The sequence below is a fragment of the Serratia sp. MF1(2023) genome (assembly GCF_030954545.1).
Classification (GTDB): Bacteria; Pseudomonadota; Gammaproteobacteria; order Enterobacterales; family Enterobacteriaceae; genus Serratia; species Serratia sarumanii.
In genome coordinates this window covers 128,287-150,940 of record NZ_JAVHUX010000050.1, presented here as the reverse complement: position 1 = coordinate 150,940, position 22,654 = coordinate 128,287, and the positions used below count along the sequence as shown (strand labels likewise).

Annotated in this window: 20 protein-coding genes and 1 other annotated feature; of the genes, 14 read left to right on the top strand and 6 right to left on the bottom strand. The window is 59.8% G+C overall.

Annotation, left to right across the window (positions count from 1 at the left end; all coding sequences use genetic code 11):
- Positions 1-71: 71 nt before the first annotated feature.
- Complete coding sequence (gene sltY / locus REA38_RS24405; RefSeq protein WP_033637039.1) at positions 72-2,000, top strand: murein transglycosylase; 1,929 nt, start codon at positions 72-74, stop codon at positions 1,998-2,000.
- A 54-nt stretch (positions 2,001-2,054) separates the two neighbouring features.
- On the top strand, positions 2,055-2,384 hold the full coding sequence (gene trpR, locus REA38_RS24400; RefSeq protein WP_004933017.1) for a trp operon repressor: 330 nt from the start codon (positions 2,055-2,057) through the stop codon (positions 2,382-2,384).
- Between the two features lie 11 nt (positions 2,385-2,395).
- Here the strand turns inward: trpR and yjjX are convergent, their stop codons facing one another.
- Positions 2,396-2,914 carry an inosine/xanthosine triphosphatase gene (yjjX, locus tag REA38_RS24395; protein ID WP_033637040.1) on the bottom strand — a complete coding sequence of 173 codons (519 nt, stop codon included), beginning with the start codon at positions 2,912-2,914 and terminating at the stop codon, positions 2,396-2,398.
- A 101-nt stretch (positions 2,915-3,015) separates the two neighbouring features.
- Here yjjX and gpmB point away from each other — a divergent pair, with 101 nt between their 5' ends.
- Positions 3,016-3,663, top strand: coding sequence for a 2,3-diphosphoglycerate-dependent phosphoglycerate mutase GpmB (gene gpmB / locus REA38_RS24390; protein ID WP_025305227.1), 648 nt, complete (start codon positions 3,016-3,018; stop codon positions 3,661-3,663).
- On the opposite strand, the gene robA is transcribed toward gpmB, so the two are convergent.
- Positions 3,660-4,529 carry an MDR efflux pump AcrAB transcriptional activator RobA gene (robA, locus tag REA38_RS24385; RefSeq protein ID WP_033637041.1) on the bottom strand — a complete coding sequence of 290 codons (870 nt, stop codon included), beginning with the start codon at positions 4,527-4,529 and terminating at the stop codon, positions 3,660-3,662. The genes gpmB and robA overlap by 4 nt on opposite strands.
- Before the next feature lie 342 nt (positions 4,530-4,871).
- Here robA and creA point away from each other — a divergent pair, with 342 nt between their 5' ends.
- A complete protein-coding gene (gene creA, locus REA38_RS24380) occupies positions 4,872-5,351 on the top strand; it encodes a protein CreA (RefSeq protein WP_033637043.1) in 480 nt (159 codons plus the stop codon).
- A 51-nt stretch (positions 5,352-5,402) separates the two neighbouring features.
- Here creA and arcA read toward each other — a convergent pair whose 3' ends face one another.
- Positions 5,403-6,119: a two-component system response regulator ArcA gene (gene arcA / locus REA38_RS24375; RefSeq protein WP_004933003.1), complete on the bottom strand. Its 717-nt coding sequence runs from the start codon at positions 6,117-6,119 to the stop codon at positions 5,403-5,405.
- 629 nt (positions 6,120-6,748) lie between these two features.
- Between arcA and REA38_RS24370 the strand changes: the two genes are divergently transcribed.
- The 5 genes from REA38_RS24370 to thrC all read left to right on the top strand — a co-directional run bounded on the left by REA38_RS24370 (position 6,749) and on the right by thrC (position 12,480).
- Entirely contained in the window at positions 6,749-7,435 is a 687-nt protein-coding gene (locus REA38_RS24370; RefSeq protein WP_033637045.1) for a tRNA/rRNA methyltransferase, read from the top strand.
- Between the two features lie 194 nt (positions 7,436-7,629).
- Entirely contained in the window at positions 7,630-7,716 is an 87-nt protein-coding gene (gene thrL / locus REA38_RS24365) for a thr operon leader peptide (protein WP_071525951.1), read from the top strand.
- Positions 7,655-7,772, top strand: a sequence feature (Thr leader region). Its footprint overlaps the gene before it by 62 nt.
- 24 nt (positions 7,773-7,796) lie before the next feature.
- Positions 7,797-10,256: a bifunctional aspartate kinase/homoserine dehydrogenase I gene (gene thrA / locus REA38_RS24360; protein ID WP_033637046.1), complete on the top strand. Its 2,460-nt coding sequence runs from the start codon at positions 7,797-7,799 to the stop codon at positions 10,254-10,256.
- A 1-nt stretch (position 10,257) separates the two neighbouring features.
- The gene (gene thrB / locus REA38_RS24355; RefSeq protein WP_049213070.1) at positions 10,258-11,187 is read left to right on the top strand and encodes a homoserine kinase; all 930 of its coding nucleotides are present in this window, start codon (positions 10,258-10,260) and stop codon (positions 11,185-11,187) included.
- A 3-nt stretch (positions 11,188-11,190) separates the two neighbouring features.
- The gene (gene thrC, locus REA38_RS24350) at positions 11,191-12,480 is read left to right on the top strand and encodes a threonine synthase (RefSeq protein ID WP_033649143.1); all 1,290 of its coding nucleotides are present in this window, start codon (positions 11,191-11,193) and stop codon (positions 12,478-12,480) included.
- A gap of 46 nt (positions 12,481-12,526) precedes the next feature.
- Here thrC and yaaA read toward each other — a convergent pair whose 3' ends face one another.
- Together yaaA and REA38_RS24340 are read right to left on the bottom strand one after the other, a co-directional pair.
- Positions 12,527-13,303 carry a peroxide stress protein YaaA gene (gene yaaA, locus REA38_RS24345; RefSeq protein ID WP_033638662.1) on the bottom strand — a complete coding sequence of 259 codons (777 nt, stop codon included), beginning with the start codon at positions 13,301-13,303 and terminating at the stop codon, positions 12,527-12,529.
- A 106-nt stretch (positions 13,304-13,409) separates the two neighbouring features.
- Positions 13,410-14,846, bottom strand: coding sequence for a sodium:alanine symporter family protein (locus REA38_RS24340; RefSeq protein ID WP_033637048.1), 1,437 nt, complete (start codon positions 14,844-14,846; stop codon positions 13,410-13,412).
- A gap of 383 nt (positions 14,847-15,229) precedes the next feature.
- Here REA38_RS24340 and tal point away from each other — a divergent pair, with 383 nt between their 5' ends.
- The 3 genes from tal (at position 15,230) to REA38_RS24325 (ending at position 18,353) form a co-directional block, all read left to right on the top strand.
- A complete protein-coding gene (tal, locus tag REA38_RS24335) occupies positions 15,230-16,183 on the top strand; it encodes a transaldolase (RefSeq protein WP_033637049.1) in 954 nt (317 codons plus the stop codon).
- A 150-nt stretch (positions 16,184-16,333) separates the two neighbouring features.
- Positions 16,334-16,921, top strand: a complete 588-nt coding sequence (mog, locus tag REA38_RS24330; protein WP_004932980.1) for a molybdopterin adenylyltransferase — start codon at positions 16,334-16,336, stop codon at positions 16,919-16,921.
- Positions 16,922-17,045: 124 nt separating this feature from the next.
- Complete coding sequence (locus REA38_RS24325; protein WP_033637050.1) at positions 17,046-18,353, top strand: MFS transporter; 1,308 nt, start codon at positions 17,046-17,048, stop codon at positions 18,351-18,353.
- A gap of 44 nt (positions 18,354-18,397) precedes the next feature.
- Here the strand turns inward: REA38_RS24325 and satP are convergent, their stop codons facing one another.
- Positions 18,398-18,997 carry an acetate uptake transporter gene (gene satP, locus REA38_RS24320; RefSeq protein WP_033638663.1) on the bottom strand — a complete coding sequence of 200 codons (600 nt, stop codon included), beginning with the start codon at positions 18,995-18,997 and terminating at the stop codon, positions 18,398-18,400.
- A gap of 325 nt (positions 18,998-19,322) precedes the next feature.
- On the opposite strand from satP, the gene dnaK reads away from it, so the two are divergent.
- Together dnaK and dnaJ are read left to right on the top strand one after the other, a co-directional pair.
- A complete protein-coding gene (gene dnaK, locus REA38_RS24315; protein WP_004932972.1) occupies positions 19,323-21,236 on the top strand; it encodes a molecular chaperone DnaK in 1,914 nt (637 codons plus the stop codon).
- Positions 21,237-21,342: 106 nt separating this feature from the next.
- Positions 21,343-22,467 carry a molecular chaperone DnaJ gene (gene dnaJ / locus REA38_RS24310; protein ID WP_033637051.1) on the top strand — a complete coding sequence of 375 codons (1,125 nt, stop codon included), beginning with the start codon at positions 21,343-21,345 and terminating at the stop codon, positions 22,465-22,467.
- The last annotated feature ends 187 nt before the right edge of the window (positions 22,468-22,654 follow it).

Sequence of the window (22,654 nt, the reverse complement as noted above, 5' to 3'; positions counted from 1 at the left end):
TGCGCCGTGGCGCGGCGGTCACCGGGGAGCTGGGCGGCTCCTGCGGTCCAACCAGTGAGGAAAGAGCGAGGATGGTCAAGGTGGACAAGCGACGGCTGTTGGCAATGGGCCTGTGCCTGACGGCGTTTTCAGGCGCGGCGCTGGCGGATTCTCTGGATGCGCAACGTCAGCGCTACCAGCAGATCAAACAGGCATGGGACGGCAATCAGATGGGCGTGGTGGCGCAGCTGATGCCGACGCTGCGCGATTATCCGCTTTATCCTTACCTGGAATACCGCGAGCTGACACAGGATCTGAGCCAGGCGGGGTTCTCCGAGGTGAACGACTTTATCAAACGCAACCCGACGCTGCCGCCGGCGAAATCACTGGCCCCGCGCTTCGTCAATGAGCTGGCGCGGCGCGAAGACTGGCGCACCCTGTTGGCCTTCAGCCCGCAGCCGCCCAAACCGGTGGCGGCGCGCTGCAACTATTACTACGCCAAATGGGCCACCGGCGATCAGCAGGCGGCCTGGAGCGGCGCCGACGAACTGTGGCTGAACGGCAAAACGCTGCCGGGCGCCTGCGATCGGCTGTTCAGCGTCTGGCGCGGCGCAGGCAAGCAGACGCCGCTGGATATTCTGGCGCGCATGAAGCTGGCGTTGAAGGAGGGCAACAGTTCGCTGGTCAGCAACCTCTACAGCCAGCTGCCGGCCGACTACCAGACCATGGGCAACGCCCTGGTGCGCTTGCAAAACGATCCGACCACCGTGGAAGCCTTCGCCCGCAGCGTGGGGCCGACCGACTTTACCCGCGCCGCCACCGGCATCGCCTTTGAGCGCCTGGCGCGGCAGGATGTGGAAAACGCGCGGGCGATGATCCCGACGCTCGCGCGGCTGCAGAAAATGAGCGACGACGAGCGGCTAGGGCTGGAAGAGGCGGTGGCCTGGCGCCTGATGGGCAGCGATGCCACCTATGAACAGGCGCAGTGGCGCGATCGGGTGATTCTGCGCAGCCGTTCGCCTTCGCTGCTGGAGCGCCGGGTGCGCATGGCGTTGGGCAACGGCGATCGGCAGGGCGTGGCGACCTGGCTGGCCCGCCTGCCGGAAGCGTCGCGCAACAAGGATGAGTGGCGCTACTGGCGCGCCAGTCAGTTGATGGACGAAGGCAAACGCGCCGAAGGCGAGGAGATATTGCGTAACCTGATGACCGAACGCGGCTTCTATCCGATGGCGGCGGCGCAGAAGCTGAACGCCACTTATCCCGTAATGGTGGCGGTGGCGGCCAAGCCGCGCGCGTCGCTGGTCGACGGGCCGGAGGTCGCCCGGGTGCGCGAGCTGATGTACTGGAACATGGACAACCTGGCCCGCAGCGAGTGGGGCTCCTACGTCGCCAGCCGCAGCCGGCCGGAACAAGAGGCGCTGGCGCGCTACGCCTTTGAGCAAAAATGGGCCGATCTGAGCGTGCAGGCGACCATCGTCGGCAAGCTGTGGGATCATCTGGAGGAGCGCTTCCCGGTCGCCTGGCCGCAGGAGTTCCGCCGCGCCACCGATGACAAGGGGATCACCACCAGCTACGCGATGGCGATAGCGCGCCAGGAGAGCGCCTGGAATCCGAAGGCGCAGTCGCCGGTTGGCGCTTCCGGCCTGATGCAGGTGATGCCGCGCACCGCGCAGCATACGGTGCAGATGTTCAATATTCCCGGCTACGTCGGCCCGAGCCAGCTGTTCGATCCGCAGACCAACATCACCATCGGCACCAGCTATCTGGAGTCGGTCTATCAGCAGTTCGGCCGCAACCGCATCCTGTCGAGCGCCGCCTATAACGCCGGCCCGTCACGGGTGAACACCTGGCTGGGCAACAGCGCGGGGCGTATCGATCCGGTGGCGTTCATCGAAAGCATTCCGTTCTCGGAAACCCGCGGCTACGTCAAGAATGTGCTGGCCTACGATGCGTTTTACCGTTATCTGACGCACCGGCCGGCCAAGGTGTTGACCGACGCCGAGTGGCAGAGACGTTATTGATTTTGACGGCCCTATGGTATGCTGCTGTACTAGTTAAATAGTATGGTGGCTGCCATGACGCAATTATCGTTAAACGACCCCGCTCTTTCAGAACAAGGCAATGAGGATTGGCTGCGCTTCGTCGCGCTGCTGCAGAATTCGTTTGCGCAAGAGCTGCATCAACCGCTGCTGCAGCTGATGCTGACGCCGGACGAGCGCACCGCGCTGGGCACCCGGGTGCGGATCATTCAGGAACTGATGCGCGGCGAGATGAGCCAGCGCGAGCTGAAAAATGAACTGGGCGCGGGGATCGCCACCATCACCCGCGGCTCGAACAGCCTGAAAGCGGCTTCACCCGAGCTGAAACAGTGGCTTGAGCAGCAGCTGTTGCACGACGCGCCCTAGCGGGATCGGTGCTATTGCTGATAGATGGCGTTGTGAAACGGCACCAGCGCCAGCAGCAGCGCCTGGTGGTAAACGCTGGTGCGGCTCAGCCGGCCGTCGGTGAAGACGCCGATGGCGCCGCCCTGGCGCTTCACCTCGGCATTGCCGGTGATCGCCGCCATTTCGCTGCCCAATTCGCGACCGGCGCGAATACCTTGTAAGATGACTTCCGGCAGCATCAGGCTCGCCGAGCGGGATTCGCCGCGGATGTGCGGGTTCTCGATGGTCATCCAGGCGAAGGTCATATTCTCTTCAATCCCGGCTTCCACGCCGACCCAAAAATCGGCCTCGGGCCTGACCTGGCGCGCTTCCATGACGCGTTGACGCGAGCCGGTGCGGGTTTCGTGGTTGCCTATTGGCTGCAGCGAGACGCCGCTGGCGACGTCAACGGATTCAATGCGGTATTGGTTCGCGCCAAAGACGTCATCGAAGGCCAGTTGAATAGCCTTGATCTTTGCCGGGTTGGTAGTTGCAGCGACAACATGGTACATAACGGGTTTGATATCCTTCTGGCCGATACGCCGGGCAGCGGCAAAAGCGCCGCCGGGCCGGGGATAAACACAAATTTCACGCAGTATAACGGAAAACAAAAATGTTACAGGTATACCTCGTTCGCCATGGCGAAACGGAATGGAACGCGGCTCGCCGCATCCAGGGTCAGTCCGACAGCCCGTTAACCGCCATGGGTGAACACCAGGCCCGTCTGGTCGCCAGGCGCGTCAGTAAGGAAGGCATTACGCACATCATTACCAGCGATCTGGGGCGCACGCGCCGCACCGCGCAGATCATCGCCGAAGCCTGTGGCTGCGAAGTGATAGGCGATCCGCGTTTGCGTGAGCTGCACATGGGGGTTCTGGAAGAACGCCTGATCGACAGTTTGACGCCGCAGGAAGAGCAGTGGCGCAAACAGATGGTCGATGGTACTCCTGACGGCCGTATCCCTCAAGGCGAATCCATGGAGGAACTGGGCGAGCGCATGCGCGCCGCGCTGGAGAGCTGCCTGATGCTGCCGGAAGGCAGCAAACCGCTGCTCGTCAGCCATGGCATCGCGTTGGGGTGTTTGATCAGTACGGTGCTGGGGCTGCCGGCCTATGCGGAACGCCGTTTGCGCTTGCGCAACTGTTCACTGTCGCGCGTCGATCACCAGCAGAGCCCGTGGCTGGCTTCCGGCTGGATCGTGGAGACCGCGGGCGATGTCACGCATCTGGACATGCCCGCGTTGGACGAACTGCAGCGTTAACGCCGAATCGGGATCAGGTAGTCGCACTTGATCTCGATAGGCGCCTGATGCGGACGGCGCTCGCCTTTCGGGTAGAAGCGTTCGATGTCGTGCCCTTTGCGGCGCGTCAGCTGGAGCGCCGGCAGGCAGGTGCCGTAGACCGTCAGAATAAAGTCTTGCAGGCCCTCAGTAGGCCCTTCGTAGCTGAACATCGCAAACTCACCGCCCGGCAACACCAGCGGCTGGCCTTCCTGCGCCTTGTCAGGCACCTGATCCGGCTCCAGCGCCGTGGTGTACAGCACTTCCTGTTCGTCGTCCTTTTCCTGGCTCGGCCGCGAGTGGTGCAGCCCGTACAGCACCGGCGGCAGGGTTTCGACGTCACCGAGGAACTGACGCCAGAACTGCGAGCGCAGCTCGGTGCGCACGGTGGTGATCTGTTCCAACGTACAGGAGTAGCTTTGGGTCAGGCCGACCAGGCGCTTGTCCGGCAGCGAGACGAATTCCGGCTGCGGCAGGGTGAAAGCCCCCAGACGGATCGGCGGGCAGATGCCGAATGCGTTCCAGTCCTCGGCGCGGCGGTACAGCGCCGGCGTTTGCGCAAACTGTTTTTTGAAGGCGCGGGTGAAGGTCTGCTGCGAGTCGAAGCGATACTGCAGGGCGATATCCAAAATCGGCCGGCTGGTCAAACGCAGCGCGACGGCGGCTTTGGACAGCCTCCTTGCCCGGATGTAAGCACCGATGGCGTTACCGGTAATATCTTTGAACATCCGTTGCAGGTGCCATTTGGAGTAGCCGGCCTTGGCCGCCACGTTATCCAGCGACAAGGGTTGGTCCAAATGGCTTTCCAGCCAGCTAAGCAGATCACGAATGATACCGGCTTGATCCATAGATCTTCCTCGTAAAGCTTGGGGGTAGGAACCCGAACTGTTGATTCGTCACGCTGGTGCTGCGCTATCAGACCGATCCATGAGCCATTATGCGTTGCACTCTTTGCCTCTGCTGCGCTTGCCGCGCCAGAGTTGGATTGGGGTACACCGTAGTGGGCGCAAAGAAATAACGACGCCGCATCATAGCAATTTTTTTACTCCGCGACTCTCAAAGATTTTTGTCACGCTCTGTGCTAAAACGGACGGTGCGGACCCGTAACAAACCGATTCCGTGAGCTTAGACATAAATAATGGCGATCGCCGAACCTATTTTTGCGGCAAGGTTATATCGGAGTTAAGTAAATGAAAAAAGGCTGGATATTTTTATTCGGTTTGGTTTGCGCAACCGTTGGCAGCGCGCAGGCGGAGCAGGTGGGCTCCGTTGATACCGTGTTTAAATTGTTGGGGCCGGACCACAAAATCGTGGTGGAAGCGTTCGACGATCCGGATGTTAAAAATGTAACTTGTTATATCAGCCGCGCCAAAACCGGCGGCATCAAAGGCGGCCTGGGGCTGGCGGAAGACACCGCCGACGCGGCCATTTCCTGCCAGCAGGTGGGGCCTATCGAGCTGAGCGACAAGATCAAAAACGGCAAGTCGGAAGGTGAGGTGGTATTCCAGAAACGCACCTCGCTGGTGTTCAAGAAGCTGCAGGTGGTGCGCTTCTACGACGCCAAGCGCAATTCGCTGATTTACCTGAGCTACTCCGACAAGGTGATCGACGGTTCGCCGAAGAACGCGCTGAGCGCGGTGCCGATCATGCCGTGGGCTGAGACGAAATAAAAAAACGGGGTTCAGCATGCTGAACCCCGTTTTCATGACGGCAGGCCGGAATTACTCTTCCAGATCGCCGCAGAAGCGGTAGCCTTCGCCGTGAATGGTGGCGATGATTTCCGGCGTGTCCGGCGTCGATTCGAAGTGTTTGCGAATGCGACGGATGGTGACGTCCACGGTGCGGTCATGCGGCTTCAGCTCGCGGCCGGTCATTTTCTTCAGCAGTTCGCCGCGGGACTGGATCTTGCCCGGGTTTTCGCAGAAGTGCAGCATGGCGCGGAATTCGCTGCGCGGCAGCTTGTACTGTTCGCCGGCCGGGCTGATCAGCGAGCGGCTGTTGATGTCCAGCTCCCAACCGTTGAACTTGTAGCTCTCGACCAGGCGGCGCTCTTCGCCGAGGCTGCCCAGGTTCATGGTGCGCGACAGCAGGTTGCGCGCGCGGATGGTCAGCTCACGCGGGTTGAACGGCTTGGTGATGTAATCGTCGGCGCCGATTTCCAGGCCGAGGATTTTGTCCACTTCGTTATCGCGACCGGTCAGGAACATCAAGGCGACGCTGGCCTGTTCACGCAGTTCGCGCGCCAACAGCAGGCCGTTTTTGCCTGGCAGGTTGATGTCCATGATGACCAGATTGATATCATTTTCAGACAGGATATTGTGCATCTCTGCACCATCATTGGCTTCATGAACAATGTAGCCTTCCGCCTCGAAAATGCTCTTCAGGGTGTTACGAGTGACTAACTCGTCTTCGACAATCAGAATGTGCGGGGTCTGCATATTTGCTACCTAAAATTGCCAACAAAATAGAAAATAGGAAGTACAGAAGTCTTTGTTTTCTTAGAGGAGGGCAGAGATAGCGCCACGTTCCCTCTCAGCAAATGACTAAAGTACGTAAACTCGTTCTTGATGCACTTTCCATCTCATGTCAACAAGATCGCTAGCCTGGTGGGGATGCTGTTCCCTACAACCCCTGGGGTGCCAAATTGGCGCATATCCTAACCCCATTAACAGCAATATAACAGCGCGTGCCGAATTCATCACCCAACAAAACTACGCTTTGTTGACATATATCAAATTCAATTGTAGCACGTTAACAGATTTGTGAAAAACACTTACAGAAATGCCAGTTTAAGTCACAGAACCTCAAATTCTGTGAACGATTCAGCATTATCCGGCCCGATAGGATACAATTATTCGCTTATTGATCATCGCCTTGTTTTAACTCATTGATAAATAAATGCAGTAAAACATAAGCACGAATAATGACTATTACGACGGGTTTATTAGCTCAACGAGCCGTTTAATCTTGTTTGTTGCTATTAACGCGTTTATTGTTACGCAATTGTAAATATAAGCGGGCGCTGCGCCATCGTCAAAAGCGCAGGCCTGCCTTCGGTGGAAGAGTGATGCAGCTTCATATTGTTTTAGTGGCTCCGGCGCGGCCGGAAAATGTCGGCGCGGCGGCGCGCGCGATGAAAACCATGGGCTTCACGTCGTTGCGCATCGTCGACAGCGAGGCGCACCTGCAGCCGGCGGCGCGCTGGGTGGCGCACGGAGCCGGCGAGATCCTCGACGGCGTGCAAACGTTCGCCACGCTGGAACTGGCGCTGGCGGACGTGGATTTCACCGTCGCCACCACCGCCCGCAGCCGCGCGCGTTTTCACTATTACTGCACGCCGCCCGAGCTGCTGGAACAGCTGAGCGAGCGCAAGCAGTGGGTCGGCCAGGCCGCGCTGGTGTTCGGCCGCGAAGATTCCGGCCTGACCAACGAAGAGCTGGCGCTGGCGGATTTGCTGACCGGCGTGCCGATGCAGGCGGACTATCCGTCGCTTAACCTGGGCCAGGCGGTGATGGTTTACTGCTACCAGCTGGCGAGCCTGATGGGCGTCAGCACGCCGCAGGAAACGGCGGCGTCGGAAGGGCAGCTCAAGGCGCTGCGCCGCCGCGCCGATGCCTTGTTGAACGCATTGGAGGTCGGCGATGACCAAAAATTGCGCGACTGGCTGCACCAGCGGCTCGGCGCGCTGCAACAGCGCGATACGGCGATGTTGCATACGCTGCTGCACGACATCGAAAAAAAACTCGCCAAGTGATAGCGGCTCCATCAGACGGTTACCCAGCGTGATCCACTGGTAAATCGGCTTTAAGTTGTTTTTTTGTTCTGTCGTTTTGCTTTTCACCTGTTGCATCGCGCATTACCGTCGCTGAACGGAAAATAAGCAAAAAAAAGAAATAGTTTGACTTGGGATAGCGATTGCTTTAACCAATAGAGGGGACAGAGTATTTCATGAGACAGACAGACAACATGCGCAACATCAGCCTGAAAACCACAATTATTACCACCACCGATACCACAGGTAACGGGGCGGGCTGACGCGCACAGGAAACACAGAAAAAAGCCCGCACCTAATCAGTGCGGGCTTTTTTTTCGGCTTAAATTCGGAGAGATCACACATGCGAGTGCTGAAATTTGGTGGAACCTCGGTGGCGAATGCAGAACGTTTTCTGCGCGTTGCCGACATCATGGAGAGTAATGCGCGTCAGGGACAGGTAGCCACGGTCTTGTCCGCCCCTGCAAAGATCACCAACCATCTGGTGGCGATGATCGACAAAACGGTGGCGGGCCAGGACATTCTGCCAAATATCAGCGACGCCGAGCGGATCTTTGCCGATCTGCTGAGCGGCCTGGCGCAGGCGCTGCCGGGCTTTGAATACGATCGCTTGAAAGGCGTGGTCGATCAGGAGTTCGCGCAGCTCAAACAGGTGCTGCACGGCGTTTCGCTGCTGGGGCAGTGCCCGGACAGCGTAAACGCGGCGATCATCTGCCGCGGCGAAAAGCTCTCCATCGCCATCATGGAAGGGGTGTTCCGCGCCAAGGGCTACCCGGTCACGGTGATCAACCCGGTGGAGAAACTGCTGGCGCAGGGCCACTACCTGGAGTCCACCGTGGACATCGCCGAGTCCACGCTGCGCATCGCCGCGGCGGCGATCCCGGCCGACCACATCGTGCTGATGGCCGGTTTCACCGCCGGTAACGACAAGGGTGAACTGGTGGTGCTGGGCCGCAACGGCTCCGACTATTCCGCCGCCGTGCTGGCCGCCTGCCTGCGCGCCGACTGTTGCGAGATCTGGACCGACGTCGACGGCGTGTATACCTGCGATCCGCGCACCGTACCGGACGCCAGGCTGCTGAAATCGATGTCGTACCAGGAGGCGATGGAGCTCTCCTATTTCGGCGCCAAAGTGCTGCATCCTCGCACCATCACGCCGATTGCCCAGTTCCAAATCCCTTGCCTGATTAAAAACACCTCCAACCCGCAGGCCCCCGGCACGTTGATCGGCAAAGACAGCACCGATGACGCGATGCCGGTGAAAGGCATCACCAACCTGAACAACATGGCGATGATCAACGTCTCCGGCCCGGGCATGAAAGGCATGGTCGGCATGGCCGCGCGGGTGTTCGCCGTGATGTCGCGCGCCGGCATTTCGGTGGTGCTGATCACCCAATCCTCTTCCGAATACAGCATCAGCTTCTGCGTGCCGCAGGGCGAACTGCTGCGCGCGCGCCGCGCGCTGGAGGAGGAGTTCTATCTGGAGTTGAAAGACGGCGTGCTGGATCCGCTGGACGTGATGGAACGCCTGGCGATCATCTCGGTAGTCGGCGACGGCATGCGCACCCTGCGCGGCATCTCCGCGCGCTTCTTCTCCGCGCTGGCGCGCGCCAACATCAATATCGTCGCCATCGCCCAGGGCTCTTCCGAGCGTTCAATCTCGGTGGTGGTCAGCAATGAATCCGCCACCACCGGCGTGCGCGTCAGTCACCAGATGCTGTTCAACACCGATCAGGTGATCGAAGTGTTCGTCATCGGCGTCGGCGGCGTCGGCGGAGCGCTGATCGAACAGATTTACCGCCAGCAGCCGTGGCTGAAGCAAAAGCATATCGACCTGCGGGTGTGCGGCATCGCCAACTCGCGCGTGATGCTGACCAACGTACACGGCATCGCGCTGGACAGCTGGCGCGACGAGCTGGCCGGCGCGCAGGAGCCGTTCAATCTCGGCCGCCTGATCCGGCTGGTAAAGGAGTATCACCTGCTGAACCCGGTGATCGTCGACTGCACTTCCAGCCAGGCGGTGGCCGATCAGTATGTGGACTTCCTGGCGGACGGTTTCCACGTGGTGACGCCGAACAAAAAGGCCAACACCTCGTCGATGAACTATTATCAGCAACTGCGCGCGGCCGCCGCCGGTTCGCACCGCAAGTTCCTCTACGACACCAACGTCGGCGCCGGTTTGCCGGTGATTGAGAACCTGCAAAACCTGCTGAACGCCGGCGATGAGCTGGTGCGTTTCTCCGGCATCCTGTCCGGCTCGCTGTCCTTTATCTTCGGCAAGCTGGATGAAGGGCTGTCGCTGTCGGCGGCGACCTTGCAGGCCAGGGCCAACGGCTATACCGAGCCGGATCCGCGCGACGATCTGTCCGGTATGGACGTGGCGCGCAAGCTGCTGATCCTGGCGCGCGAGGCCGGTTACAAGCTGGAGCTGAGCGATATCGAGGTCGAGTCGGTGCTGCCGCCGTCCTTCGACGCGTCGGGCGACGTGGAGCATTTCCTGGCGCGCCTGCCGGAGCTGGATAAAGAGTTCGCGCGCAACGTGGCCAACGCCGCCGAGCAAGGCAAGGTGCTGCGCTATGTCGGCCTGATCGACGAAGGGCGCTGCAAGGTGCGCATCGAGGCGGTGGACGGCAACGATCCGTTGTATAAAGTGAAGAACGGCGAGAACGCGCTGGCCTTCTACAGCCGCTACTATCAGCCGCTGCCGCTGGTGCTGCGCGGCTACGGCGCCGGTAACGATGTGACCGCAGCGGGCGTGTTCGCCGATCTGCTGCGCACACTGTCATGGAAGTTGGGAGTTTAATATGGTTAAGGTGTATGCACCGGCCTCGATCGGTAACGTCAGCGTCGGTTTCGATGTGCTGGGCGCGGCGGTTTCGCCGATCGACGGCACTCTGCTGGGCGACTGCGTCAGCGTAGAAGCCGCCGAGACGTTCAGTTTGCAGAATGCCGGGCGCTTCGTCAGCAAGCTGCCGGCCGAGCCGAAAGAGAACATCGTTTATCAATGCTGGGAGCGCTTCTGCCAGGAGATCGGCCGCGAAGTGCCGGTGGCGATGCGGTTGGAAAAGAACATGCCAATTGGATCGGGGCTGGGCTCCAGCGCCTGTTCGGTGGTGGCCGGGCTGATGGCGATGAACGAATTCTGCGATCGGCCGCTGGATGAGACGACGCTGCTCGGCCTGATGGGCGAGCTGGAAGGCCGCATTTCCGGCAGCGTGCATTACGATAACGTGGCGCCATGCTACCTGGGCGGCCTGCAGCTGATGCTGGAAGAAGAAGGCATCATCAGCCAGGAGGTGCCGTGCTTCGACGATTGGCTGTGGGTCATGGCCTATCCGGGCATCAAGGTCTCCACCGCCGAAGCGCGCGCCATTTTACCCGCGCAATACCGTCGCCAGGATTGCATCAGCCACGGTCGCTATCTGGCCGGCTTTATCCATGCCTGCCACACCCGTCAGCCGCAGCTGGCCGCCAAATTGATGCAGGACGTGATCGCCGAACCGTACCGCACCCGGCTGCTGCCGGGCTTCGCCGAAGCGCGCAAGGCGGCGCAGGAGATCGGCGCGCTGGCCTGCGGCATCTCCGGCTCCGGCCCGACGCTGTTCGCCGTCTGCAACGACGGCGCCACCGCGCAGCGCATGGCCGCCTGGCTGCAACAACACTATCTGCAAAACGACGAAGGTTTTGTTCATATTTGCCGTCTGGATACCGCAGGCGCTCGACTACTGGGATAACGCATGAAACTGTACAACCTTAAGGATCACAACGAGCAGGTCAGCTTCGCGCAGGCGATCAAACAAGGCCTGGGCAAGCAGCAGGGGCTGTTCTTCCCGCTGGAGCTGCCGGAGTTCGAACTGACCGAGATCGACCAGCTGCTGGAGCAGGACTTTGTCACCCGCAGCAGCCGTATTCTGTCGGCCTTTATCGGCGAGGAGGTACCGGAAGCGGCGCTGAAGAAACGCGTGCAGGCCGCTTTTGAGTTCCCGGCGCCGGTGGCGAAAGTGACCGAAGACGTCTCCTGCCTGGAGCTGTTCCACGGCCCGACGCTGGCGTTCAAAGACTTCGGCGGCCGCTTTATGGCGCAGATGCTGGCGGAAGTGGCCGGCGATCAGCCGGTGACCATTTTGACCGCCACCTCCGGCGACACCGGCGCCGCCGTGGCGCACGCCTTCTACGGCCTGAAAAACGTCCGGGTGGTGATCCTCTATCCGCAGGGCAAAATCAGTCCGCTGCAGGAGAAGCTGTTCTGTACTCTGGGCGGCAACATTCACACCGTAGCGATCGACGGCGACTTCGATGCTTGCCAGGCGCTGGTGAAGCAGGCGTTCGACGATCGGGAATTGAAGGACGCGCTGCACCTGAACTCGGCCAACTCGATCAACATCAGCCGCTTGCTGGCGCAGATCTGCTACTACTTCGAAGCGGTGGCGCAGCTGCCGCAGGAAGCGCGCAATCAGCTGGTGATTTCGGTGCCGAGCGGCAACTTCGGCGATCTGACCGCCGGGCTGCTGGCCAAGTCGCTGGGCCTGCCGGTGAAGCGCTTTATTGCCGCCACCAACGCCAACGACACCGTGCCGCGCTTCCTGACCAGCGGCCAGTGGCAGCCGCACGCCACGGTCGCGACGCTGTCCAACGCCATGGACGTCAGCCAGCCGAACAACTGGCCGCGCGTGGAAGAGCTGTTCCGTCGTAAGGTCTGGCAGCTGAAAGAGCTGGGCCACGCGGCGGTCAGTGATGAGACCACCAAGGAAACGATGCGTGAACTGGCCGAGCTGGGTTATATCTCCGAACCGCACGCGGCCATTGCCTATCGCGCGCTGCGCGATCGGCTGCAGGAAGGGGAGTTCGGTCTGTTCCTCGGCACCGCGCATCCGGCCAAGTTTAAAGAGAGCGTGGAAGCGATCCTCGGCCAAGAGCTGCCGTTGCCGAAAGCGCTGGCGCTGCGGGCCGATCTGCCGCTGCTGTCGCACACGCTGCCGGCCGGCTTTGCCGAGCTGCGCAAGTTCCTGATGGCGCTGCCGGCCTGAGGTTCGGCAGGCTAGAATGCGAAAAGCCGTCTTGCGACGGCTTTTTTTATGCCTGCTCCGGGCGTTTGAACACCAGTTCATTGCCCTGCGAGGCGGCTTCGTCGAAGGCGTAGCCTTCCAGGTTGAAGTCCACCAACTGCTCGCTGCGCGTCAGGCGATTTTTGATGATAAAGCGGCTCATCAACCCGCGCGCTTTCTTGGCGTAGAAGCTGATGACCTTGTACTTGCCGTTCTTCTCGTCGAGGAACACCGGTTTGATCAGCGCGCCGTGCAGTTTGGCCGGCTTCACCGCCTTGAAATACTCGTCGGACGCCAGGTTGACCACCACGTCGTCGCCCTGCTGCTCCAGCGCTTCGTTGAGTTTTTGGGTGATTTTATCGCCCCAGAAGCTGTACAGGTCTTTGCCTTTCGGGTTTTCAAGCCTGATGCCCATCTCCAGCCGGTACGGCATCATCAGATCGAGCGGGCGCAGCACGCCATACAGGCCGGACAGCATGCGCAGATGCTGCTGGGCGAAGTCGAAATCGGCTTCGCTGAAATCCTGCGCCTGCAGGCCGGTGTAAACGTCGCCCTTGAACGCCAGCAGCGCCTGACGGGCATTGTCTGGGGTAAATTTCGGCTGCCACTCGCTAAAGCGCGCGGCGTTCAGCCCGGCCAGCTTGTCGCTGATGCTCATCAGGCTGGCGATTTGCGCCGGTGTCAGCTCGCGGCAAATTTTGATCAGCTGTTTCGACTTGTCCAGCATTTCGGGCTGCGTGAAGCGTTCTGTCGCCAGCGGGCTGTCGTAATCGAGAGTTTTTGCAGGGGAAATAATAACGAGCATGGCCAGATCCTGTTTATCCAAGTGCGGATACTGTAGCAAAAAGCGCGGGAAAAAGGGGCAATCGGTCCAATAGGCAGGGGCGCGCACCGCACGCGCCCCGGAAAACTCAGCGCGGCGGCTTTTGGTCGTCCCACACGCCCGGCTCCAGCTGCGACTTCAGCTCCGGATAACGGTTGGCGTCGAAGGTCGGCAGCTTGCCCAGACGGCGTTGGCGATGGTAGTCGTCGGCCAGCTTAAGCGCCACCCGCGACAGCAACAGGATGGCCGTCAGGTTGGTGATGGCCATCAGCGCCATGGAGGTATCCGCCATTTTCCACACCAGCGGCAGCTCCGCCAGCGCGCCGAACATCACCATGCCCAACGCCACGCAGCGGAAAATCAGCAGGCCGCCCGGATGGTTGTGCTCGAGGAACACCAGGTTGCTCTCGGCATAGGCGTAGTTGGCGATGATCGAGGTGAAGGCGAAGAAGAAAATGGCGATGGCGACGAACGGCGCCCCCCAGCTGCCGACGGCGGTCGACAGCGCGCGCTGGGTCAGATCGATGCCGCTGATGCTGTCGGTCGGCTGATCGAGAATGCCGGAGGAGAGGATGATCGCCGCGGTGGCGCTGCAGATGACGATGGTATCGATAAACACCCCGAGCATTTGCACATAGCCCTGTGAGGCCGGATGCGGCGGATAAGGCGAAGCGGACGCCGCCGCGTTGGGCGCCGAGCCCATGCCGGCTTCGTTGGAGAACAGGCCGCGCTGCACGCCCTGGGTCATCGCCTGGGAGATGCCGTAACCGACGGCGCCGGCCGCGGCTTCCTGCAGGCCGAAGGCGCTTTTGAAGATCAGCGTCAGGATCGCCGGCATGTGTTCGATGTTATGGCCAATCACCCAGAGGGCCAGTAACAGGTAGGCGCCGGCCATCAGCGGCACCACCAGCTCGGCCACTTTGGCGATGGAGCGGATGCCGCCGAAGATCACCACGCCGCTCAGCAGCACCAGGCCGATGCCGACGTGCAGCGGCTGCAAATGGAAGGCGACGGCGGAGGCCTGCGCGATGGAGTTGGCTTGCACGGCGTTGAACACCAGGCCGAAAGCGATGATCAGGAAGATCGAGAACAGCACGCCCATCCAGCGCATGCCGAGACCCTTTTCCATGTAGTAGGCCGGGCCGCCGCGGTAGTTGCCGTTATCGTCTTTGGTTTTGTAGAGCTGCGCCAGCGAGCTTTCCACAAAGGAGGTGGCCATGCCGATAAACGCCACCACCCACATCCAGAAGATGGCGCCGGGGCCGCCGGCGGTCAGGGCGATGGCGACGCCGGTCAGGTTGCCGGTGCCGACGCGCGCCGCCAGCGTGGTACACAGCGCCTGGAAAGAGGAGATGCCGGCGCTGTCGCTTTTATTGCTGTTTTTCAACACCGAGAACATGTGGCTGAAGTGGCGGAGCTGGATAAAGCGGGTGCGCAACGTGAAGTAGATGCCGGTGCCGAGCAGCAGATAAATCAGCACCGACCCCCACAAAATGTTGTTTATAAAATTCATCAGGTCCGTCAAGGGATCCCTCCTTTTATCGAAATTTAATGCGCACCTTGCAGCATCCACCGCAGGTGAAAAACATTGGCCTATTTTTTACAAGAGCTTAGCTGGAATCTGTCCGGCGTCAGTCGATTAAGATTTTTCGCAGATTAGCGGACGAATTGCATCAATTTTTTCGAATTTAACATAATTTATTCGGACAATAGCACGTTATTGCCTTTCCATCCGCTCGGTAATGGCGAAAGATATCGGCGTAAACGGTTGCTCGCCCAAGGATAAAACAGATGCCTGCGCGCCGCGGTTTTCCAGCCTTGCACCGGGCTTGGCGCATGTTATTATCAGGGCAGGGCATGGTTGAACAATGCCAAAAGTTCATGCACAAACGATGAGATAATGCCAACATGACCGACAAATTAACTTCCCTGCGCCAGCTGACCACGGTGGTTGCAGATACGGGTGATATCGCGGCAATGAAGCTGTATCAACCGCAGGACGCCACAACCAACCCTTCGCTGATCCTCAATGCAGCCCAAATTCCTGAATACCGTAAACTGATTGACGAAGCCATCGCCTGGGCGCGCGGCCAGAGCAGCGATCGCGAGCAGCAAATCGCCGACGCCGCCGACAAGCTGGCGGTCAACATCGGTCTGGAAATCCTCAAACTGGTTCCGGGCCGCATCTCCACCGAAGTGGATGCACGTCTGTCTTACGACACCGATGCCAGCGTGGCCAAGGCCAAGCGCCTGATCAAGCTGTACAACGAAGCCGGCATCAGCAACGATCGCATTCTGATCAAACTGGCCTCGACCTGGCAGGGCATCCGCGCGGCGGAGCAGCTGGAGAAAGAAGGCATCAACTGTAACCTGACGCTGCTGTTCTCCTTCGCTCAGGCTCGCGCCTGTGCCGAAGCCGGCGTTTACCTGATCTCGCCGTTCGTCGGCCGTATCCTCGACTGGTACAAAGCCAACGGCGACAAGAAAGAGTTCGCCCCGCATGAAGATCCGGGCGTGATCTCCGTGACCGAGATTTACCAGTACTACAAACAGCACGGTTACAACACCGTGGTGATGGGCGCCAGCTTCCGTAACGTCGGCGAAATCATCGAACTGGCCGGCTGCGACCGTCTGACCATCGCCCCTGCGCTGCTGAAAGAGCTGGCGGAGAGCGAAGGCGCGCTGGAGCGCAAACTGTCTTACACCGGTGAAGTGAAGGCGCGTCCTGCCGCACTGACCGAACCTGAGTTCTACTGGCAGCACAACCAGGATCCGATGGCGGTTGAGAAACTGACCGACGGCATCCGCAAGTTCGCCGTAGACCAGGGCAAACTGGAAAAAATGATCGCCGACCTGCTGTAATTCCGGCAGATCGCGCAGTAAAAAGGTGGCTCAGGCCACCTTTTTTTATGCCCGACGCTCCCGCCGGCGGGGGAAGCCCTTATACTCTCGGCAATGACAACAGAACGGGGACGAACCCGTTCGAACCCCATCAGGCTGTAGAGGTTACGCATGGATATTTTACGTATTGGTTTGGTTTCCGTTTCCGACCGCGCTTCCGGCGGCGTTTACCAGGATAAAGGCATTCCGGCGCTGGAGGAATGGCTGAGCGGCGCGCTGGCGACGCCGTTCAAGCTGGAAACCCGGCTGATCCCCGATGAGCAGACGCAAATTGAGCAGACGCTGTGCGAGCTGGTGGATGAAATGGGTTGCCATCTGGTGCTGACCACCGGCGGCACCGGGCCGGCGCGACGCGACGTCACCCCCGACGCCACGCTGGCGATCGCCGATCGCGTGATGCCCGGCTTCGGCGAGCAAATGCGTCAGATCAGCCTACACTATGTGCCAACGGCAATTCTTTCTCGCCAGGTGGGGGCGATCCGCAAGCAGGCGCTGATCATCAACCTGCCCGGCCAGCCGAAGTCGATCAAGGAAACGCTGGAAGGGGTAAAAGATGAGCAGGGCAATGCGGTGGTGCACGGCATCTTCGCCAGCGTGCCTTATTGCATTCAACTGCTCGACGGGCCTTACGTCGAAACGCACGCCGCGGTGGTAGCAGCATTTCGGCCAAAGAGCGCGCGTCGCGAGATAAACCTCTAAATTTCAGCGTTCTGCGAGATCGGCTTCAGCCCGTCTGGTGTGAAAATAATTTGCCGCTATAGTAAGGATTCTTTTACAGAAAGCCTGCGGCTTTTATTTTTACAGCCTTTACCGACGGTGCCCTATGCCTCACGACAATAATCGCCGGCTGAACCGGCAAGACTACAAAACGCTGACGTTGGCCGCGTTGGGCGGCGCGCTGGAGTTTTACGACTTCATCATCTTCGTGTTCTTCGCCGCCGTGGTCGGCGATCTGTTCTTCCCGGCGGACATGCCGGAATGGCTGCGGCTGGTGCAAACCTTCGGCATCTTCGCCGCCGGCTATCTGGCCCGTCCGCTGGGCGGCATCGTGATGGCGCACTTTGGCGATCTGGTCGGCCGCAAAAAGATGTTTACCCTGAGCATTCTGCTGATGGCGTTGCCGACGCTGGCGATGGGCCTGCTGCCGACCTACGCCAGCATCGGCATCGCTGCGCCGCTGCTGCTGCTGTTGATGCGCGTGCTGCAGGGGGCGGCGATCGGCGGTGAGGTGCCGGGCGCCTGGGTCTTCGTCGCCGAACACGTGCCGCGCCGGCGCATCGGCTTCGCCTGCGGCACGCTGACCGCCGGGCTGACGGTGGGCATCCTGCTGGGCTCGGTGGTGGCGACGGTGATCAACACCACGCTCAGCCCGCAGAGCATTGCCGGCGGCGGCTGGCGCATTCCTTTCCTGTTGGGCGGCATGTTCGGCCTGGTGGCGATGTACCTGCGCCGCTGGCTGCAGGAAACGCCGATCTTCATCGAGATGCAGGCGCGTAAAGCGCTGGCCGAAGAGCTGCCGCTGAAGTCGGTGGTGCTCAACCACAAACGGGAGGTGGCGGTATCGATGCTGCTGACCTGGCTGCTCTCCGCCGGCATCGTGGTGGTGATCCTGATGACCCCGACCTATCTGCAAAAGCAGTTCGGCATCGCGCCGGCCTTGACGCTGCAGGCCAACAGCATCGCCACCATCATGCTGATCGCCGGCTGCATCGTCGCCGGTTTGTCGGCCGATCGCTTCGGCGCCAGCAAAACGCTGGTGGTCGGCAGCGTGCTGCTGGCCGGCTGCAGTTGGCTGTTCTATCAAACGGTGGGTGTGCGCCCGGAAATGCTGTTCGCCTGCTATGCCTTGGTGGGGTTCAGCGTAGGCGTGGTGGGGGCCGTGCCGTACGTGATGGTGCGAGCTTTCCCGGCGGAAGTGCGGTTTACCGGTATCTCGTTCTCATATAACGTCTCGTACGCTATTTTTGGCGGTCTAACCCCTATTTTTGTGACGCTGATCATGAAATTAACCCCGTTAGCACCCGCTTACTACGTGTTGGCGCTGTCGCTCATCGGGCTGTTGCTCGGTGTCTACCTGCATCGCGACCTGAACAGCGAAGCCGGGGAGCGGCAAGCCGATTCCTACAGCTAAAAAAAAGCCCTGCAATGCAGGGCTTTTTCGTCAGGGAAGGGCGATTATGCGGTGACCGGTGAGGTCGCGACGCGGGCCGGGGCCGGTTCGCCAATCGGCAGCACGGTGCGGCCGTATTGCTCGTTGAGCACTTCGGCCATCGCCAGGTAAATGGCGCTGGCGCCGCAGATGATGCCTTCATAACCGGCGAAGGTCAGCAGCGCGTGGTTGCCGGTGATGTTGCCGACGGCCAGCAGGGCGAACAGCAGCGTGAGGCTGGCGAACACGAACTGCAGTACGCGGTTGGCGCCCAGGGTGCCGAAGAACATGAACAGGGTGAAGATGCCCCACAGCGCCAGGTAGATGCCCAGCACGTGCGCCTCGGTGGCCTCAGCCAGGCCCAGACGCGGCAGCAGCAGCAGGCCGACCAGGCTCAGCCAGAAGCTGCCGTAGGCGGTGAAAGCGGTCATGCCGAAGGTGTTGCCCTTCTTGTATTCCAGCAGACCGGCCAGGATCTGGGCCAGGCCACCGAAGAAAATCCCCATGCTGATGATGGCGGAGTTCAGTGGGAAAAAGCCCGCGTTGTGCAGGTTCAGCAAGACGGTGGTCATCCCGAAGCCCATCAGGCCGAGAGGGCCGGGATTCGCCAACTTGTTGGTGTGCATAAGTCCTCTGCGATAACAGAAAATTAACGGAAACAGCGAAGTAAAATAATAAATGGTCTGAATGGCCAAAAAATCGAAGTTTTCCACCAGAGCGCGCGCATCATAATGATCCCCGCAGCCGGAAACAATGATCTGAATGACGATAAAAAAAAGAAATTTTTTTCGCCTTGCCCCTTGATGCCGGATTGGATGGCCCCATCTTATTTGCAACCGCAGCTGCTAACCGCGGGTCGCACTGAGATATCGGGCAGTTGAAAAGCAAAAAATCGCCCGCATATAGGTTAGCAACCTGACTGATTATGAATTTTTTAGTGGAGACGTTTAGATGGGCAAAATTATTGGTATCGACCTGGGTACTACCAACTCTTGCGTAGCAATTATGGATGGTGCCAAGGCACGCGTGCTGGAAAACGCCGAGGGCGACCGCACCACTCCTTCTATTATCGCATATACCCAGGACGGTGAAACTCTGGTTGGCCAGCCGGCTAAGCGTCAGGCAGTGACCAACCCTGAAAACACCCTGTTCGCCATCAAGCGCCTGATCGGTCGCCGCTTCCAGGATGAAGAAGCGCAGCGCGACAAAGCGATCATGCCGTACAAAATCGTCGAAGCCGACAACGGCGACGCCTGGCTGGAAGTGAAAGGCCAGAAAATGGCTCCGCCGCAGATCTCTGCGGAAGTGCTGAAAAAAATGAAGAAAACGGCGGAAGATTACCTGGGCGAACCGGTAACTGAAGCGGTTATCACCGTACCGGCTTACTTCAACGACGCCCAGCGTCAGGCGACCAAAGACGCCGGCCGCATCGCGGGTCTGGAAGTAAAACGCATCATCAACGAACCGACCGCTGCGGCCCTGGCCTACGGCCTGGACAAAGAAGTCGGCAACCGCACCATCGCGGTTTATGACCTGGGCGGCGGTACTTTCGATATCTCCATCATCGAAATCGACGACGTTGACGGCGAAAAAACCTTCGAAGTGCTGGCGACCAACGGTGACACCCACCTGGGTGGCGAAGACTTCGACAGCCGTCTGATCAACTACCTGGTGGAAGAGTTCAAGAAAGATCAGGGTATCGATCTGCGCAACGATCCGCTGGCGATGCAGCGCCTGAAAGAAGCCGCTGAGAAAGCGAAGATCGAACTGTCTTCCGCTCAGCAGACCGACGTTAACCTGCCGTACATCACTGCAGACGCGACCGGTCCAAAACACATGAACATCAAAGTGACTCGCGCCAAACTCGAGTCGCTGGTTGAAGATCTGGTTGCGCGCTCTATCGAGCCGCTGAAAGTGGCGCTGAAAGACGCAGGCCTGTCGGTTTCCGACATTCAGGACGTGATCCTGGTGGGCGGCCAGACCCGTATGCCAATGGTGCAGAAGAAAGTCGCAGACTTCTTCGGCAAAGAACCGCGTAAAGACGTGAACCCGGACGAAGCGGTTGCCGTGGGCGCGGCGGTACAGGGCGGCGTGTTGGCCGGTGATGTGAAGGACGTTCTGCTGCTGGACGTGACCCCGCTGTCGCTGGGTATCGAAACCATGGGCAGCGTGATGACGCCGCTGATCACCAAAAACACCACGATCCCGACCAAGCACAGCCAGGTGTTCTCTACCGCTGAAGACAACCAGTCTGCGGTAACCATCCACGTGCTGCAGGGTGAGCGTAAGCGCGCCAGCGATAACAAATCTCTGGGCCAGTTCAACCTGGACGGCATCCAGGCGGCACCGCGCGGCATGGCGCAGATCGAAGTGACCTTCGATATCGATGCCGACGGCATCCTGCACGTGTCTGCCAAAGACAAGAACACCGGCCGTGAGCAGAAGATCACCATCAAGGCATCTTCTGGCCTGAACGAAGACGAAATCCAGAAAATGGTGCGCGACGCCGAGCTGAACGCTGAAGCTGACCGCAAGTTCGAAGAGCTGGTGCAGACGCGTAACCAGGCGGATCACCTGATCCACGGCACGCGCAAGCAGCTGGAAGAAGCGGGCGACAAACTGCCGGCGGAAGACAAAACGGCGATCGAAGCGGCGCTGAAAGATCTGGAAGCGGCGGTGAAAGGCGAAGACAAAGCCGAGATCGAAGCGAAGACTCAGGCTCTGGTGCAGGTTTCCGGCAAACTGCTGGAAATGGCTCAGGCGCAGCAGGCTCAGCAGGGTGCTGACGCCGGCGCGGACAACGCGGCGCAGAAAGACGACGACGTGGTTGACGCTGAGTTCGAAGAAGTTAAAGACAAAAAATAATCGCCCTTAAGCGGGCACGGGGCGGCCGAGGTGCCGTTCCCGGAAACCAGCACGGGCGTCGAGGCAACTCTGCGCCCGTGCACGCATGTTAAGGGTAAGCAAAAGAATGGCGAAGAAAGACTATTACGAGATTCTCGGCGTCAGCAAGACGGCGGATGAACGTGAGATCAAAAAGGCGTACAAACGCCTGGCGATGAAATACCATCCTGACCGCAACCAGGAACAAGACGCCGAAATCAAGTTTAAAGAAGTTAAAGAAGCTTATGAAGTCCTGACCGACGACCAGAAACGCGCGGCCTACGACCAGTATGGGCACGCGGCCTTTGAACAGGGCGGCATGGGCGGCGGCGGCTTTGGCGGCGGTGCCGACTTCAGCGATATCTTTGGCGACGTGTTTGGCGACATCTTCGGCGGAGGCCGCCGTCAGCGCGCCAGCCGCGGTTCCGATCTGCGCTATAACATGGAGCTGACCCTCGAGGAAGCGGTACGTGGCGTCACCAAAGAGATCCGCATCCCGACGCTGGAAGAGTGCGACGTCTGCCACGGCAGCGGCGCCAAGCCGGGCAGCTCGCCGGTGACCTGCCCAACCTGTCACGGCCAGGGCCAGGTGCAGATGCGCCAGGGCTTCTTCACCGTGCAGCAGGCGTGTCCGCACTGCCATGGCCGCGGTCAGATCATCAAAGATCCGTGCAACAAGTGCCACGGCCACGGCCGGGTAGAGAAATCCAAAACGCTGTCGGTGAAAATTCCGGCCGGCGTCGATACCGGCGACCGCATCCGCCTGGCGGGTGAAGGCGAAGCCGGCGAGCACGGCGCACCGGCGGGCGATCTGTACGTTCAGGTGCAGGTGAAGGCGCACCCGATCTTCGAGCGTGAAGGCAATAACCTGTACTGTGAAGTGCCGATCAACTTCGCCATGGCGGCGCTGGGCGGCGAGATTGAAGTGCCGACGCTGGACGGCCGGGTGAAACTGAAGGTGCCTTCGGAGACCCAAACCGGCAAGCTGTTCCGCATGCGCGGCAAGGGTGTGAAATCGGTGCGTGGCGGCAGCCAGGGCGACCTGCTGTGCCGCGTGGTGGTGGAAACCCCGGTCAATCTGAACGACAAGCAGAAGCAGCTGCTGCGTGAGCTGGAAGAGAGCCTGGGTGGCCCGTCCGGTGACAAGAACAGCCCGCGTTCGAAGAGCTTCTTCGACGGGGTGAAAAAGTTCTTTGACGATCTGACTCGCTAACCTGCTGTTTCTGTTGGTTTATGTTCTAACCCCGGGCGTTTTTCCCGGGGTTTTTATTTGCACGCCACGCCCCTAATCCCCTATAAATAATGTGACTTATTCGTGCTTTTGATCGGTTTTATCGAGCTATTTAGCATTTATAAACTTATTTTTTCGAACTAAAACGCCCTCTATACTCACTTCATGA

Bases quoted from the DNA above. Each gene is read 5' to 3' on its own strand.
- sltY (WP_033637039.1), top strand. From the start codon at position 72: ATGGTCAAGGTGGACAAGCGACGGCTGTTGGCAATGGGCCTGTGCCTG.
- trpR (WP_004933017.1), top strand. From the start codon at position 2,055: ATGACGCAATTATCGTTAAACGACCCCGCTCTTTCAGAACAAGGCAAT.
- yjjX (WP_033637040.1), bottom strand. From the start codon at position 2,914: ATGTACCATGTTGTCGCTGCAACTACCAACCCGGCAAAGATCAAGGCT.
- gpmB (WP_025305227.1), top strand. From the start codon at position 3,016: ATGTTACAGGTATACCTCGTTCGCCATGGCGAAACGGAATGGAACGCG.
- robA (WP_033637041.1), bottom strand. From the start codon at position 4,529: ATGGATCAAGCCGGTATCATTCGTGATCTGCTTAGCTGGCTGGAAAGC.
- creA (WP_033637043.1), top strand. From the start codon at position 4,872: ATGAAAAAAGGCTGGATATTTTTATTCGGTTTGGTTTGCGCAACCGTT.
- arcA (WP_004933003.1), bottom strand. From the start codon at position 6,119: ATGCAGACCCCGCACATTCTGATTGTCGAAGACGAGTTAGTCACTCGT.
- REA38_RS24370 (WP_033637045.1), top strand. From the start codon at position 6,749: ATGCAGCTTCATATTGTTTTAGTGGCTCCGGCGCGGCCGGAAAATGTC.
- thrL (WP_071525951.1), top strand. From the start codon at position 7,630: ATGAGACAGACAGACAACATGCGCAACATCAGCCTGAAAACCACAATT.
- thrA (WP_033637046.1), top strand. From the start codon at position 7,797: ATGCGAGTGCTGAAATTTGGTGGAACCTCGGTGGCGAATGCAGAACGT.
- thrB (WP_049213070.1), top strand. From the start codon at position 10,258: ATGGTTAAGGTGTATGCACCGGCCTCGATCGGTAACGTCAGCGTCGGT.
- thrC (WP_033649143.1), top strand. From the start codon at position 11,191: ATGAAACTGTACAACCTTAAGGATCACAACGAGCAGGTCAGCTTCGCG.
- yaaA (WP_033638662.1), bottom strand. From the start codon at position 13,303: ATGCTCGTTATTATTTCCCCTGCAAAAACTCTCGATTACGACAGCCCG.
- tal (WP_033637049.1), top strand. From the start codon at position 15,230: ATGACCGACAAATTAACTTCCCTGCGCCAGCTGACCACGGTGGTTGCA.
- mog (WP_004932980.1), top strand. From the start codon at position 16,334: ATGGATATTTTACGTATTGGTTTGGTTTCCGTTTCCGACCGCGCTTCC.
- REA38_RS24325 (WP_033637050.1), top strand. From the start codon at position 17,046: ATGCCTCACGACAATAATCGCCGGCTGAACCGGCAAGACTACAAAACG.
- satP (WP_033638663.1), bottom strand. From the start codon at position 18,997: ATGCACACCAACAAGTTGGCGAATCCCGGCCCTCTCGGCCTGATGGGC.
- dnaK (WP_004932972.1), top strand. From the start codon at position 19,323: ATGGGCAAAATTATTGGTATCGACCTGGGTACTACCAACTCTTGCGTA.
- dnaJ (WP_033637051.1), top strand. From the start codon at position 21,343: ATGGCGAAGAAAGACTATTACGAGATTCTCGGCGTCAGCAAGACGGCG.